At 45.9% G+C, this 14921-nt stretch carries 17 protein-coding genes; all 17 read right to left on the bottom strand.

Going from position 1 to position 14921, the window contains the following annotated elements; genetic code table 11:
• Window positions 1-122: 122 nt before the first annotated feature.
• Window positions 123-1247, bottom strand: coding sequence for a hypothetical protein (locus tag PHF32_04355; GenBank protein ID MDD4559960.1), 1125 nt, complete (start codon window positions 1245-1247; stop codon window positions 123-125).
• The gene (locus PHF32_04350; protein ID MDD4559959.1) at window positions 1244-3379 is read right to left on the bottom strand and encodes a DUF1538 domain-containing protein; all 2136 of its coding nucleotides are present in this window, start codon (window positions 3377-3379) and stop codon (window positions 1244-1246) included. Before PHF32_04350 ends, PHF32_04355 begins: the two co-directional genes overlap by 4 nt.
• Before the next feature lie 152 nt (window positions 3380-3531).
• The gene (locus PHF32_04345; protein MDD4559958.1) at window positions 3532-4110 is read right to left on the bottom strand and encodes a hypothetical protein; all 579 of its coding nucleotides are present in this window, start codon (window positions 4108-4110) and stop codon (window positions 3532-3534) included.
• Window positions 4110-4913, bottom strand: a complete 804-nt coding sequence (locus PHF32_04340; GenBank protein ID MDD4559957.1) for a TPM domain-containing protein — start codon at window positions 4911-4913, stop codon at window positions 4110-4112. Before PHF32_04340 ends, PHF32_04345 begins: the two co-directional genes overlap by 1 nt.
• On the bottom strand, window positions 4903-6111 hold the full coding sequence (locus tag PHF32_04335) for a bifunctional 3,4-dihydroxy-2-butanone-4-phosphate synthase/GTP cyclohydrolase II (protein ID MDD4559956.1): 1209 nt from the start codon (window positions 6109-6111) through the stop codon (window positions 4903-4905). The genes PHF32_04340 and PHF32_04335 overlap by 11 nt, the downstream gene beginning before the upstream one ends.
• Window positions 6112-6128: 17 nt before the next feature.
• Complete coding sequence (locus PHF32_04330) at window positions 6129-7163, bottom strand: RluA family pseudouridine synthase (protein ID MDD4559955.1); 1035 nt, start codon at window positions 7161-7163, stop codon at window positions 6129-6131.
• Window positions 7144-7887 carry a hypothetical protein gene (locus tag PHF32_04325; protein MDD4559954.1) on the bottom strand — a complete coding sequence of 248 codons (744 nt, stop codon included), beginning with the start codon at window positions 7885-7887 and terminating at the stop codon, window positions 7144-7146. The genes PHF32_04330 and PHF32_04325 overlap by 20 nt, the downstream gene beginning before the upstream one ends.
• Before the next feature lies 1 nt (window position 7888).
• Window positions 7889-8593: a TrkA family potassium uptake protein gene (locus PHF32_04320; GenBank protein MDD4559953.1), complete on the bottom strand. Its 705-nt coding sequence runs from the start codon at window positions 8591-8593 to the stop codon at window positions 7889-7891.
• Between the two features lie 10 nt (window positions 8594-8603).
• Window positions 8604-10295, bottom strand: a complete 1692-nt coding sequence (locus PHF32_04315) for a TrkH family potassium uptake protein (GenBank protein ID MDD4559952.1) — start codon at window positions 10293-10295, stop codon at window positions 8604-8606.
• A 3-nt stretch (window positions 10296-10298) separates the two neighbouring features.
• On the bottom strand, window positions 10299-10931 hold the full coding sequence (locus PHF32_04310) for a nucleoside monophosphate kinase (GenBank protein MDD4559951.1): 633 nt from the start codon (window positions 10929-10931) through the stop codon (window positions 10299-10301).
• A gap of 71 nt (window positions 10932-11002) precedes the next feature.
• Window positions 11003-11377 (bottom strand): holo-ACP synthase, encoded by a 375-nt coding sequence (locus PHF32_04305; protein MDD4559950.1) that lies wholly within the window; start codon window positions 11375-11377, stop codon window positions 11003-11005.
• Window positions 11374-11841: a methylated-DNA--[protein]-cysteine S-methyltransferase gene (locus PHF32_04300; protein MDD4559949.1), complete on the bottom strand. Its 468-nt coding sequence runs from the start codon at window positions 11839-11841 to the stop codon at window positions 11374-11376. The genes PHF32_04305 and PHF32_04300 overlap by 4 nt, the downstream gene beginning before the upstream one ends.
• A gap of 75 nt (window positions 11842-11916) precedes the next feature.
• Window positions 11917-12270: a 50S ribosomal protein L19 gene (gene rplS / locus PHF32_04295; GenBank protein ID MDD4559948.1), complete on the bottom strand. Its 354-nt coding sequence runs from the start codon at window positions 12268-12270 to the stop codon at window positions 11917-11919.
• A gap of 262 nt (window positions 12271-12532) precedes the next feature.
• On the bottom strand, window positions 12533-13201 hold the full coding sequence (gene trmD / locus PHF32_04290; GenBank protein MDD4559947.1) for a tRNA (guanosine(37)-N1)-methyltransferase TrmD: 669 nt from the start codon (window positions 13199-13201) through the stop codon (window positions 12533-12535).
• On the bottom strand, window positions 13191-13739 hold the full coding sequence (locus PHF32_04285; protein MDD4559946.1) for a hypothetical protein: 549 nt from the start codon (window positions 13737-13739) through the stop codon (window positions 13191-13193). The genes trmD and PHF32_04285 overlap by 11 nt, the downstream gene beginning before the upstream one ends.
• The gene (locus tag PHF32_04280; protein ID MDD4559945.1) at window positions 13740-13970 is read right to left on the bottom strand and encodes a KH domain-containing protein; all 231 of its coding nucleotides are present in this window, start codon (window positions 13968-13970) and stop codon (window positions 13740-13742) included.
• Window positions 13971-13994: 24 nt separating this feature from the next.
• Window positions 13995-14270: a 30S ribosomal protein S16 gene (gene rpsP, locus PHF32_04275; GenBank protein MDD4559944.1), complete on the bottom strand. Its 276-nt coding sequence runs from the start codon at window positions 14268-14270 to the stop codon at window positions 13995-13997.
• Window positions 14271-14921: the final 651 nt, after the last annotated feature.

Raw genomic sequence — 14921 nt, 5'->3', positions numbered from 1 at the left:
AATCAGATATAATCCCGTTATCATCCTGTGCCCATTCGATGATAACCCGATGATATCACGTTTAAGTCTCCTTAAGGCCAAGCGGGTAATGAGGGTATTAAGGAGATGAACAACCGTTGTATCTACCGATGTTTCTTCTTGATCTCCTTTGCACGATATGTGAAAGCTTTTTCCACTGGCAAGGCATAAAGTATAGCTTTGGCATCGTTTTCGAAGCATCCGGTTTGCGCCAGGGCATCGGATATTGCCGATACCTGACTAGTGGGCACGATCATCTTGCATAGTTCAAGTATATGGCGCCGCATTTCCAAGTTTTCATCCAACTTACTATGTCGAATCTTGCAGATAGTGGCTCCGGGAGCGCCGCTGCTCATCGCAGCTTCCGTGAGGGGAGTACCTCGTCCTTCATCACAGATCAGATTGAGTTCGGTAAGCTCGTGCAAGTAATCACGTCTCTTGGTAGCTTCCCGTTCCAAACTGGATTTACGCCACTCCATCCCACCCTTCAGGGCATCGATGGCAGATACCATTTGTTCCAGACTGGCAGCTTGGTCGATCTGTGAGCGTGATATTTTGGTATTGACCACACCTTGTTTGATTGGAAACACATAGGCGATCCCTCTGCCGGGTTCATCCAGCTTGCCCACTTCGATGTAAAGCTCCATCACAGGATTGGTGTCGTGTTTGCTCAATACTAGGTTTATCAGCTCTTTTTCGGGGGGGATGGTAATCCTGAGCAGTCCCAATTTATCCCGTACTCCAGAGCCTTCTCCATGAGTAGTGGCAGGTACGCTTGCACCATAGTTCAGGGATATGCGGGCAATTTTATCACCTTCTCCCCTTTGAACAACACAGATGATACCAACCAATTGATGGAAAAAGCTCTCTGTTTTCTTCATGGAAAAATGGATGTCACGATTTAGGCTATACTCGGGATGCTGATGCAGAATATCGATATCGTAGCTGTAGATGCTGCCTTTACCCGGAGCTTTGAGGTCATATTTCTTTGCGATATAACTCAATACACTGATCTCATCCGCTTCATCAACGATAAAGCTGAGGATCTCTATCGGGTAGGTGACTAATGCCTGGCGTTTGAAGAAATTTGTGAAACTGCTGTTTTTATCCAGAATTGAGGATCGACCTACTTCTGTAAATACTTGCCTGATCCCAAGAGCCATGAGATCATCTATTACTGATTTGGCGGTTTCCTTGTGCACATTGATGTTTATCTTCACGGCTTTCATGATGCGATCTCTCCCGTAGATAACTCGACGATTTCCGGCTCATAATCCCGTAAGAATGCTTTTCGCCTGTAACTAACTACCAAACCCATTCCAAGTACAGATAAGATGGGGCAGACAGAAGCCAAGGATAATATGCCAAAGCCTTCAACCACTCCTACTTGAGTTCCTATACCGAGACCCATGGAAAGTACCAATGGCACAGTAATGGGGCCGGTTGTTACTCCAGCACTGTCCCAGCCAATGTTCACATATTCTTCCGAAGATAAGCGGGTAACAATTAAGAGTAGCACATACATGGGCCCCAGCATCCAAAACAGAGGAATGTTCCAGATTATCTTTGCTACTCCCAACATTATCCCCACTCCCACTCCGACGGCTACTGCTTGTATCAGGAGCGTCTTTTTGAAGGCTCCCACAGTGATATCCTCCACAGTCAATCCCAGCGCGTTCAGAGCAGGCTCCGCCAGGGTTGCACTGTATCCCATGATGAAGGCAAACAGTAGTACTACCGCGATTCCAGCCATACTGTAGGGTTTATCCCCAAAGAGAGGACCTCGAACAGGAGTATAACTGTATAGATTCTGAGTGTTATCGTAGTTTTTTTCCTCAAAAGTAACAGCTTTTATATCACCATTTTCCTCATAATAGAAGAATGAGCTCTGGCTTCCATCGGGTTTGACGGCAGTGTTTACAATGCCCTTGTCAAAATCCCTGATTATCAGTTGATCTGCTGGGTTTTCCATGGGTGTAAAAGATACGGGTAGGTTTGACCCTACCTGATCCCCTATTTTGGAAAGACCAAGCTCAATTCCTCCTCCGAATACTGCCATTCCTATCACAGCAAAAGCTAAACCCAGAAATATCTCATCAGCCTTAGTCAAACGCTCTCTGAGAATAAAATACAGCACACCCAACATAAACAAAGATAGAGGTACGATGGCTCGCAAAGCATTCACCGTGTTTCGCCTGATGTAATCCCCAATATTCATGCTTTCCATATATGTACTGTCTTGTTTCAAGGACTGTTCGTCAAGCAAGAGAACTTGGGCAAAAGTGTGTTTCAAATCTGTGCTGCCATGGTGAATCAACCATGTGCGAAACTTCTCCTTGCCGTTAAACACTGCTTTGATGCGCTGGTCATCCCTGCCAATCTCCGCTACATATTCCATCAATTTATCTGGATTATTATCAAAAGCGGCAAGTTGAGCTTTGTAACTGGCTCTACTGATTGCATAATCCTTCATCTGAGCGTCATTCTCAAAGAGGTACCTGCTATCAGTGTTGCTGGCGGCAAAAAAGCTGACATCGTCCATTGGCTTTGGCACATGAGATGCCATGACTACACCGAGCAGCAACACAGCTATCACGGGAACCAAAGATGCCAGAGTAACTACACCGAAACCACCTTCGGTGTTTTCGCCTCCTTTGTTTGCCACATGGCTGATACCGATGCCCAGTGCAAGTACGAGAGGCACTGTAACCGGACCGGTGGTTACGCCACCGCAATCCCAAGCCAAGCCTATGATATGTACAAGATTGGGATGAAACGAGGCATAGGCAGAAAGAACCAGGAGCACTGATATCAGAGTATAGATGTATGGCTTCAGAGACCAGCCTTTTAGAAAACGGAACATGCCCAGAACCAGCGCGATTCCTACGCCAATACCTACTGCCCCTACCAAGTATGAAGAGTGTTTGTTCAAAAACAAGAACAGCATCGGAGCACGCCAGGCCAATACACTGGATCCAGCTGATTTCAAGACTCCTATGGCAGGCTCGGCCAGAGTGGAAGCCAGACCCAATATGAAAGCAATGGCCAATATTACACTCACTTTTGCTTTTTGGGGCAGGCGAATTCCAATCTCTTCACCCATAGGCATGATACCCAGCAACAAGCCTTCCATAAATAATGTGAGACCCAGTATCACCATGACCATACCTAAAGCAATAATCGCTGCATCCAATATAGGAATACCTAACACAACTGCTTGAAACAGTAGAAGATATATTATAATACCTGATACTGCTTTGATTTGTCCCGAAACCTTGATCCGGATGTATCGAAAGATCATGCGGGCGGCTTCGTTTCTCGCAACCTTAAACTTCCGATTATCAGCCAGTTTTTTTCTCATCCAAAATCTCCGCAACTGCTTATTCCGCAACGCCAACCCGGATTAAAACCCAAGAAGCCTTGCTTTTTCTACACAAATATACTGAACCATAACTAATCAGACTGTGTGTAATACACCGAATGATACCAGTAAGTGACAAAGCTAGAGAATAATCAACCGATAATCAAATACAAAATCATGTTTTCCACACCGATGATGAAGTTCAAGACGAGGAAAACGTACACGAGGTATTTATGGACGTAAAGGTTATGGTACTTCAGGAAAAACTCAATCGAAAACTGAAAATCGTAATCGTCGATTCTGTGCTCCACCCGCCACTGTTCCAGCAAGCGGGGTACGGTTTTCCTCAGTAACTTAGATACAATGCCGGTAAAGGCATCCACAATCTTAGTGCGGATGGACTGCTTCATCTTCGCCGGCATCAATGGCCAGGATTCTACAAAATCTGTCTTTTCCCAAAGATAATCCCTCACTTTCTGTTCCCATTTTGCCAGATAGCCGTCCTTGATACCGGGATTTTCGGCTTGGCGTATATAGTCGAACAACAAATCACGAGCTTTGGTAAAGAGCCAATCCCGTTTTCTAACCAGTAAACCGGGACACAGTACTATGTGTTTACCTAAGGAAAAGTGATGCCTGTTGTTGAAAAGATACCATCTGATGAAGTACACTATCGCTAAGCCAAGAGCAATATTCCATACGATAAAGAGTAACGATTTTAAAAAGAGCATCAAAAACCTCCTCCTGCTCCACCACCACCTGAACGACCTCCGCCAAAACCACCGAATCCGCCGAATCCGCCGAAACCTCCAGAAGACGATCCACCACGGGATCCTCCACCAAATCCGCCGCCACCCCAAGGACCGCCACGGCCACCACCGCGACCTCCAAAGATCAGCATCCAAAGCAGCACATTGAGGATTCTTCCGCGGGTGATTATCATCAAAAACACAAAGACTATAAGCATGAAAAGCACAGCCAATGGTGAGACTTCGTTTTCAGTACTTGCTCCAATTTGAGAAAAGTCGGACATTCCGGTGAGAGTAACACCCTTTTCCCGGGCAATGGCAGAGAGCAACATCAGGCTGCCCTGCATGAAAGAAGAATCCCAATCCTCGGAACCTCGGGAAAGATATGATGCCATGGTTTGATACACTTTATGTGCATAAGCATCTGTGATATAGCCTTCTGCTCCATATCCGACCTCAATGCGCAAGCGGCGTTCCTTTACCGCGATGAAGACCAATACGCCCTCATCCCTTTCAGAGCCAATCCCCCATTCCGCAAATAGGCGTACACCGAAACTGACTTCGTCTTCACCGCCTATTTCTGGGAAAGTAGCAATTGAGTACTCCACTCCAGTCTTCTCTTTCAGCTCTATAGCCCAATCATTTATGCGATTGCGGGTAGTTTCACTCAATATGGAAGCAAAGTCGTTTACATAGCCAATCGGTTGAGGAATATCAATCTTCTGGGCATTCAGCCCGGAGAAAAGGATAAGACACAGAGCAATCAGGATGTATCTATACTTCATTCAATATGTGTCCCATCTTGTTTTTCTTTGTTTTCAAGTAAAATTCGTTTTCTTTTTGAGGACTTATCTCAATGGGAATGCGGCTCACTATCTCCAAGCCATATCCAGTGAGACCTACAATCTTTTTGGGGTTGTTTGTGAGTAGCTTGATCTTCTTTAGACCGAGTGCCTTCAGTATCTGCGCTCCAATGCCGTAATCCCGCAGGTCTTCAGGAAATCCCAGATCCAGATTTGCCTGCACAGTATCGGCACCGTTGTCTTGCAAATGATATGCCTTGATCTTGTTCAAAAGCCCGATTCCCCTGCCTTCCTGACGCATGTAAAGGATTACACCGCGTCCTTGCTCGGCAATCACCTCAAAACTGCGCTCCAGTTGCTTGCCACAATCACAGCGCAGAGAGTGCAGAGCGTCGCCGGTTAGGCATTCGGAATGAACCCTTACCAACACGGGATCGGAGCCACTGATATCTCCCATGGTAAGAGCCACATGATCTTCTCCGGATACATCGCTTTGGAAAGTGATGATGTCGAACAAACCGTATTCAGTAGGTAATTTGGCCTTTGAAACCTGATGTACCAAGCGTTCCTTCTTGCGGCGATAATGAATGAGTTCTTCGATAGTGACGATCTTGAGGTCGTGGATGCTGGCAAAGCTTATCAAATCGTCCAGACGCGCCATTTCTCCGTCTTCACGGATAATCTCACATATAGCTCCCACAGGATTCAAACCCGCCATTCCGACCAAGTCAACCGCGGCTTCAGTGTGCCCAGCACGCTTTAATACCCCACCTTTCTCCGCCAGAAGCGGGAATATATGTCCGGGACGCATGAACTGAGCTGCAGTGCTATTTGGATTTGCAAGCGCTTTCACGGTTTTTGCCCGTTCTGATGCCGATATTCCCGTAGTTGTACCTTCAAAGACATCCACCGATACCGTAAATTTGGTACCGTGCCGCTCGTTGTTTCTGCTGGTCATCAAAGGAATATCCAGCCTTTGGGCATATTCAGTAGGCATTGGCACACACAAGAGTCCTTTGCCTTTACTGATCATGAAATTGATGTGAGAAGGTGTAACGAGATCTGCTGCCATTAGCAGATCTCCTTCATTTTCGCGGTTTTCGTCGTCCACCACGATGATCATCTTACCTTCGGCAATGCTTTTTATAGCGTCTTCTATGGAGCTAAATGCAGATTCCATAGCTGTCTTTTTTTGTTTTACCACTGTATATTTTCCTCTAAAATCATATTATATGGCTTGCTGTCTGTGTCAATACTAAAATACTTTTCCAGCCAATCCAGAGTGTATAAAATGTCCTCGGGTAAAGGAGCAAAGATATCCAGGTGCTCTTTGGTGATGGGATGTATAAATTCCAGCCGCCATGAATGCAAGGCCTGCCGCAACAGATGATTTGCTAGAAGCTCGGTTGCTTTACGTTTCATGTTCTGAGGCATCAGGGAATGTACTTGGCGGCGAGTGTTGTAAAGTAAATCGCCCAAAAGGGGAACATGATGGTGAGCAAACTGAACCCGGATTTGATGCATCCGTCCTGTTTCCAGCTTTACCTTCACCAGGGCAAAGTAATGATAATATTTGATGATCTTGTAGTGAGACAGTGACCACTTTCCCGCATCTGTGACACACATCTGGCGAGGATTGCTAAGAGAACGGCCGATGTGACACTCGATACTGCCTTCACTTGGTTCCGGAATTCCGCTGGTTATTGTCAGATAGGTTTTGTGGATTTCCCTGCGGGCAAACATGTGGTTCAATTCCGCTTGAGCACTGTCTGTCTTGGCAATAATGATAAGTCCCGAGGTTCCTCGGTCCAAGCGGTGAACAATGCCGGGACGATTGTTGTCGCTGCCGCTGGAAAGATTGCTGCCAAACCGGTATAGAATTGCGTTCACCAAAGTGCCGTCCGGATTTCCATGCCCCGGATGCACGATCATGCCAGCAGCTTTGTTAACTACCGCAAGATAGTCGTCTTCATATACCACATCCAGCGGGATATCTTCAGGATTTAGGTTATAATCCGGTGGATCGGGCAGTTTCAGGCTGATCTCGTCCCCTTTGTTCAAAGGATAGCTTTTCTTTACAGGTACATTGTTTACCAGGATGCGATCTTCGGTTATCAAGCTCTCGATAAAACTACGGGAATGCAACTCTTGCAAGCGCAGATTGGCAAGATGCTTGTCCAAGCGTATCGGTTCGTCGCCCTCGTAAACTATCCTAATCTTCTGTTGGTTCACCAACTATCTCCACAGTGTAGACTCCGCCCGAAGCACCTCCTTTACGGTTACGAATGATGGAGCCTTTGATCAGGGCGATCTTTGCAGATCCTTTGGAGTTCACGCTTTCGTCATAGATGTTGTTACCGAAGCGAAGGGATTCTGTAATCATTGTGAATATCTGGTTGTCAAAATCATCCTTCATTATCACTTCGTTTAGATTTCCCACATCGCTGATATGCGGAAAGCGCTTGCGAAAGACATCATTGATATACACCAGATCGCCGTTGATGTTTACAATCATCACCACCTGTGGCAAGAGATTGATGAGTTGGTTGATGCGCTGATGGTGTTCGTAGATCTTATCGGCTTTGGCAGAATCGAACCGAATGATGATCTCCAGCATTTTTTGCAGAGCGTAGATCAGTTCTTCGAAATCGCTGTCATGCTCGTAAATAGAGCTATCTATATCGATCTGGTAATTTCCGTTTGAGATCTCATTGATGAGGTCTTCCACCCGCTTTACAGCCCGATGCAGGCGGAAAGGCAGATAGTTGTAGATTACTACCAGGTAAATGAATATCCCAAACAGGAATACAATCATGATGGATTGAATGTCGCTGGCCAATGTATGAAGGTTGTCAGCTTGGGCGATAGTAAAGAGAACCGCAACAAATTGCAGTACAGTGAGAGCGAACAAAATACCGATCATGAGGTGATAACGATTTTTTATGGAGCGTTTCATCTTAATCCTTCCTAATGGTGGTGTCGTAGATCAATTTATCCACATTGCCTTTGGGGCCCATCATAATCAGGATGTCGCCTTCGTTTATGGTATCATTCGCACCGGGCATGTCGTTCATCTTTTTCTCCACAACATTGCGTCCGTCTTCGGTTATGGACAGTGAGTTGTACTTGATGGCAATTACATTCACGCCGCGAGTGGAAGGCAAGGATAACTCCTGCAGGTCTTTGCCCACAAACTCCCGTGGTGCCACCATCTCCATAACTACATGACCGCTGGAGAGGATGATGTATTCACGTACGTTCTTTGAGATCAGCGTTTTGGCAAGCTGGGTACCCACGATCTCTTCCGGTAAGAGAATGTTTTGCACTCCAATGAGTTCCAAAATGCGTCCGTGAAGGCGATTCTCCACTTTGGCATAGATGATACCCACTCCGATCTTTCTCAGAATTGCGGCAGTAAGGATGCTTTCCTGGATGTTGCTGCCGATGCCGATAATCACAGCATCTGCTTCATTCAGGTTTTGAGACCTCAAGGCTGCTTCATCTGTGGAATCCATACAGATTGCGGAAGTTACTCTGCCGGATACCTCATCCACCAGTTCCTGGCTTTTATCTATCGCTATCACGTCCATTCCGCTTTCGCTGAGGATATTGGCAACGGTCATTCCAAATCTTCCCAGTCCAATTACGGCGTATCTTGCCATTATTTGCTCCTTAGCCGATGGCTATCTTTTCTTCTGCATATTGTATGTTTGGCTCATGTTTACGCATCGAAAGCGCATAAATAAGAGTGAGCGGACCAATGCGCCCGATGTACATCAGAATTGTTATCAGTATTTTTCCGGCAGCACTCAGTTTTGCCGTTATACCCATCGAAAGTCCAACCGTTCCAAAAGCAGAGATGACCTCAAACATGAGCTTGTCAAAAGGAAGGCTCTCCACCAAAAAGAGCAGAAAAGCTACAATGAAGACGATTCCCAAAGACAGCGTAACCAGGCTGGCAGCCTCGCGGAAGTTTGACAAAGCTATACGACGGTTGAAGAGGCTTAACTCTCTGCGTCCCCGCAACATGCTGGTTACCGATAGAATCAATACAGCAAAGGTAGTGGTCTTTACTCCGCCACCGGTGGAACCCGGAGAAGCTCCTATGAACATCATGATCAGAAACACCAGTACTGAAGCTGGGCTTATACTCGTGATGTCCACAGTGTTGAAACCTGCTGTCCTGGCAGAGACCGATTGAAACAATGAACTCAGGAGCCTTCGGCTGATGCTGAAATCTTGCATTACACCATTGTATTCGGTTATGTAGAGACACACAAGGCCAACAAGCACAAGGATTGCTGATACGGATAACACAATCTTTGAGTGCAAACTCAGTTTTCGCACTTTATCCAGTTTAAAAGCATAACGATATAGATCGATTATCACAGCAAAGCCGATGCCTCCCAGTATAATAAGAGATGTAATGGTAAGGTTCACTACAGGATCGTCCACATAGCTCATCAAGGAATTGCTAAACAACGAAAAACCCGCATTACAAAAGGCCGAAATGGATACGAATATCGCATTGTACATAGCTTGTGAAGGAGACAGAGTCCGGGCAAACCCAAAAAAGAGCAAAATAGCCCCGATCATCTCGATTATCACAGTAACTATCACGATATTCTTCAACAGCTGAAACATATCCAAACGCTCGTTGTCGCCCACTACACTATGCATTACGTTCTCAAGCTTTAGCGTAAGGCGGCGTCCCATGATGAGAGCAAAGGCAGTCGAAATCGTCATGATGCCCAATCCACCCACCTGGATTAAAGCTAATATCACCAATTGGCCAAAGAGGCTGAAGTATCCACCTGTGTCCTGAACGCTCAAACCTGTAACGCAGGTAGCTGAAGTAGCAGTAAATAGAGCATCAATAAATGGAGTCACCTGCTTTTGAACGGATGCTTCCGGCAACATCAAGAGAACAGTACCTATCAGTATCACAAGGGCAAAACTAAGCATTAATGATACTGGGGGATTGCTTGTGAGAGTCTTGTACAGCTTGCCGTCAAAGGCGTGAAAGAGCATGTATTGAATGATAAAGTAGGTCTGCCGGATCAGCAGGAAAAAGATCACATACTTGGCCTGATAAAACATCAAAAGCCCGCCCAGGAGCAGCATAATAATGTCGAAACGCAACGGAACGGTCTGTTTCCCGGAGTCCTTTACCAATAAACGGCCAATGATAATAAAGCAGAGCAAGAGCAGATTGACGCCGGCTGTGATTAGTTCCAGCAAGCCGTAATTCATCAACGGGCGGATAATACTCTCCAGAAACAGAACAGCAAAACTCCATGCCGCAACTGGATAGGCCAAGGCTTTGATATTTGTCAACAGTCCTTTATCGCGGGGTTTAGACATTGTTTATTCCAACATCATATCTGCCCAAATAGCCGCTTGAACTTCATCAACCGTAGCTTGTGCCGAAATGCTGAGCAGGAGACCTTTCTGTTCAAAAAAGGTCTTTAGGGCAAAAGTCTCCTCGTAGAATGCCTTGATCCGCTTCCTGATTGCCGCTGGAGCATCGTCCGTCCTGGTAATTAAAGCAGCACCACAGTCATCGCACAAGCCTTCATGCTTTGGAGGATGGTGAATCAGGTGGTAGTTTCTGCCACATGTCTCGCATACTCTGCGACCATCTATACGCTCAAAAGCTTGCTTTTCCGATAGATCAAGATAATATACCCGAGCTAAACGATAGTGACGTACCAGATGCTCCGCTTGGGGCATGGTGCGGGGAAAGCCGTCGAATATCAGGCCTGGACACTCCTCTGGTATGGAGCTGTCAAGGAGCTCAAACACCAGATTATCCGACACCAGATCTCCTCTCCTGATAATACTTTCTATCTGTTTACCGATGTCCGTGCCAAGGCTGATTTGCTCCCTTAGCAGGTCTCCAATATTGATATGCTTGAATCCTGTACGATCGGCCAGCAGCTTGGCTTGAGTGCCTTTACCACTGCCCTGGATTCCTAAAAATACTATGGCGTCCGTCATATTCACCTCAGTTGAGCCAGGATATTTTGATAATCCCTGCTGTCAAGCAATTCTCGTATTTTCAAAGCCTTTCAACCTTCGGCTATAACAGATGCCACCGCGTATTGTTTCTCATGACTTAATGAAAGATGGATAAGCCGGATTCCTTTTTGTTCTGCCAATTCTTTGGCTTTTCCGCATAGCCGGATATCTGGCTTACCCTGGTTGTCGTTCATAACCTCAATTTCCTGCCAGGAAATACCCTGATCCCAGCCTGTTCCCAGGGACTTCAGAAAGGCTTCCTTTGCGGCAAAGCGCGCGGCAAAACTCTGGGCAGGACTGGCTTTGGAGCTACAGTATTCAATTTCAGCAGAGCTGAAGACCTTGTCTACAAAGCGAGGATTTCTATCCAAAAGCCGATCTATGCGGCCAATCTCTACGATGTCAGTACCTACCCCGATAATCATAAGCCCACCTTGAACTTGTGCTCCAGATCCAGCAGCATCTTTTTGATGCTACCGTCCCCCCCGAAGCCACCCTGACTTCCGTCGGAGGCAATCACCCTGTGACAAGGGACAATGATGACTATCTTGTTTTTATTCAAGGCATTACCCACTGCACGTTGCGCATTCGGTTTACCAATGCGGGAGGCCAATTCTTTGTAGGAGACTGTCTCTCCATAAGCGATCTTGAGCAGTTGTTCCCAAACCATCAGTTGAAAAGGAGTTCCGGTGGCAAAAAATGGTAGATCAAACTCACACCTATCTCCGGCGAAATACTCATCAAACTGGCGAAGTACTTCCCGTTCAAAATCGTTTTCTACCAGATGGTTTAGCGCTTTCTTACAAAACACAATACGAGTGATTGTCTCTTCTTCTATGGCGATTTCAAGACATATATTGGTTCTTTCGTAGTACAGTATTCTCAGCATACACGTTCCTTCAATTAAAAAGAGAAAGCCCCTTGATGTATTATGGACCAAGGGGCTAAGGAGTGTTTCAAGTAACTAAGCAGTAAATCTTCTGCGTTCTTTGATTCTGCCCGCTTTGCCCTTGGCTTGACGCAGATAGAAGAGTTTCGCTCTGCGAACCTGGCCATGGCGTACGATCTCTAGTTTGTCGATATTGGGTGAGTTCTGTGGAAATACTCTTTCCACACCCACTCCGCTGGAAACCTTACGAACAGTGAAGGACCTGGAAACGCCAGCACCACGTTTTTGGATCACGATGCCTTGGAAGACCTGAATACGTTCTTTACTGCCTTCTTTTATTTTATAATGGACTTTCACGGTATCGCCAACGCGGTAATCCGGAAAATCAGTTCTGATTTGGTCTCTGCCTATTTGTTGCAGAATATCCATTGGGTTCCTCCCATATATATACTCGGAGAAGCGGAATTCTGTGGATGTGAGGTACGGCGCAAATCACAGCTTCTGTATCGCCCGTTCTCTGCGCATAAAACCGGACTAACGCTGTGAGACTGAACCTTATCAATGCTCCCTCCATTTGTGGGAGAGGCTTATCGAAAACACCGGAAATACCGGATAGTTCCGCACTTCACATAAAAGGATTGATCTAGAATCCTGCTTTCCTGATTGGTTACATAGCCCTTGGGGGCATTGCTTATAGCAAATCTGGTCTGCGGGTTTTGGTTAAAAACTTTGCCTGGGTTTCCGCCCATTCTTCGATTTTACTGTGATTACCCCTACGAAGTATGTCTGGAACAGATTGTCCCATAAACACTTCAGGGCGCGTATAACACGGAAATCCCAGCATACCATGATAAAATGAATCACTGTGTGCACTTGTGATGTCGTTCAACACGCCATCCTGCAGTCTTGCCAAGCCGTCAATAAACACTTGCGCTGCCAGCTCTCCCCCACTCAGGACAAAGTCTCCTATAGAAATCTCGTCAGACACCGCCAGACGGCGGATACGCTGATCGATCTCCTTGTAATGTCCACAGATGAGAATGATGCGAGCTTCTGTGGCATAATCCAATAAGATTCTTTGATTCAGCCGTCTTCCTTGAGGTGTAAAATAGATCACCGGCGCCGGACCCTCCTTCAGATGTGCCTTGATGGCATCCCAAAGAGGTTGAGGTGTGGCCACCATCCCGGCGAAACCTCCGTAGGGATAGTCGTCAGTTTGGTGATGTTTATCCTGGCTATAAGCCCGAATATCATCCAATTTCACATCTATGGCACCTTGTTGCAGCGCTCTCGCCACCATACTGGTGCCCAAAAAACCGGAAAATGACTCCGGGAAGAGGCTAAGTACGCTAATCTTCATCTTCGCAAGGGATTATCACATTGTCTTGCAAGGCTAAGCCATTGGTATATAGAAGATCTTCCATGTTTTTCAGGAAGATGACGTCGCTTCCCGGATCCCGAGTGGACAGATAATGTTCCACATAGGGTACCAAAAGCTCCGTATCCAAGGCTGTAGCTATCACCAGAACATCTTGAGCGCCATTGAAAAACACATCTACCACACAACCCAGAAGGCTGCCGTTATATACCACATCCAGCCCCAACAGGCTTTCTTCCTCGTCCTCTCCAGCATCTTCGGAGATGGCAAGGATGGTCTCCCGGTGTAGCTTGCGTTCATCTGCTATGCCATCTTCGGCAAAGCGCACATATGTCTTTTTATCGCATTGCTTCCTATCACTGATAGTTACGTAAAACACTCTATTTTCTTCAAAGATCAAATACAGATCAACATAGTGACGAAAGACCTCTTGGTATTCAGGCCGAACCATCACGTGATGCCAACCTTCACTGTCTTGCCCGCCCAGTCTGCCGATTCCGATTAGGTGAGGGGCAGTCATTTACTCAATAATTTCCAGTTCTGCGCGCTTTCCTTGCTTGGTAGATACAGCGTTGATGATAGTGCGAATAGCGCCTGCGGTACGACCGCGTTTTCCTATTACCTTACCAATGTCACTTTTTGCTACACGAAGTTCATAAATTGTGACCTTTCCGCCACTGATCTCGGTGATAGACACTTCACTGGGATCGTCCACAAGAGCTTTAACCATGAATTCAATGAGATCTTTCATGCATCACCTCGGTTTCTGTATGAATCATTCAGCTTTCGCTATTTTGCGCTCGTGCCAGATCTGCAAGATGCCGGCTTTGCGCAACAGAGAGCGCACTGTATCGGTGGGTTGTGCACCCACAGAGAGCCAGTGAATCGCGCGTTCTGTTTCGATATTAATCTTGGATGGATCCGGTTTGGGGTCGTACCAACCCACACATTCCAGATATTTACCACATTGTTTCACGCGGGAATCCACAGCAACAATCCGGTAAAAGGGCTGATCACCAGCTCCCATCCGTCTCAGTCTCAGCTTGACCATTATTTCTCCTTGTTATTATCATATAAATTTCTTCTATGTTGTAGCATCTTTTTTTCCGATGCCGTTTCCGTCAAGGAAAAAATCGCAACATTTTGCTTGAGGGGAAGTTGGCATTTCTACGGATTACTGAATGCAAAACCAATGACCGTAATCTCATGATTATGACTGGACAGTATAGTTAAAGCAAGAATCCTCCACCCAATCTCGAGATAAACCCAATCAATGCACAGGAGTAACAAGCCGCCCATGCTAACTGTCTATGTTAAAATAAGTTAATGGGTGGACTTCAGGCAATGAATAGTTACCCCCTGCTATAGAAGTCCATTTAACCGTATAACATATAGGTAAACATGAAAAGATAAAAGGTCAAATGTACGCATCCCCCCGAAATTAAAGAGCGGTTTGATATGAGTATCAATCTGAGCATAGGTTAGGACTATTTTGTCTCTGAAAAATAAGGCATCAGTTAGCTAACTTCACTTTTTGCATTTTTTCGGCAATCGGTAACAGCATGATTTGTAAAGAGCTAATCTTTCCCAGTAGCCCATGTGATTGAGAGGCAGTAAAATAGCTTAAAATACTTCTTGACAAAAACACCTCGTATATTATTGTTGCTTTATGCTTTAGGCAAGGAATAACAACGAGGTGTTA

It is taken from the genome of Candidatus Cloacimonadota bacterium (assembly GCA_028706475.1).
Classification (GTDB): domain Bacteria; phylum Cloacimonadota; class Cloacimonadia; order Cloacimonadales; family Cloacimonadaceae; genus UBA5456.
Note: the sequence above shows the minus strand (reverse complement) of the source record. Positions and strands in the feature narration are given on the sequence as shown.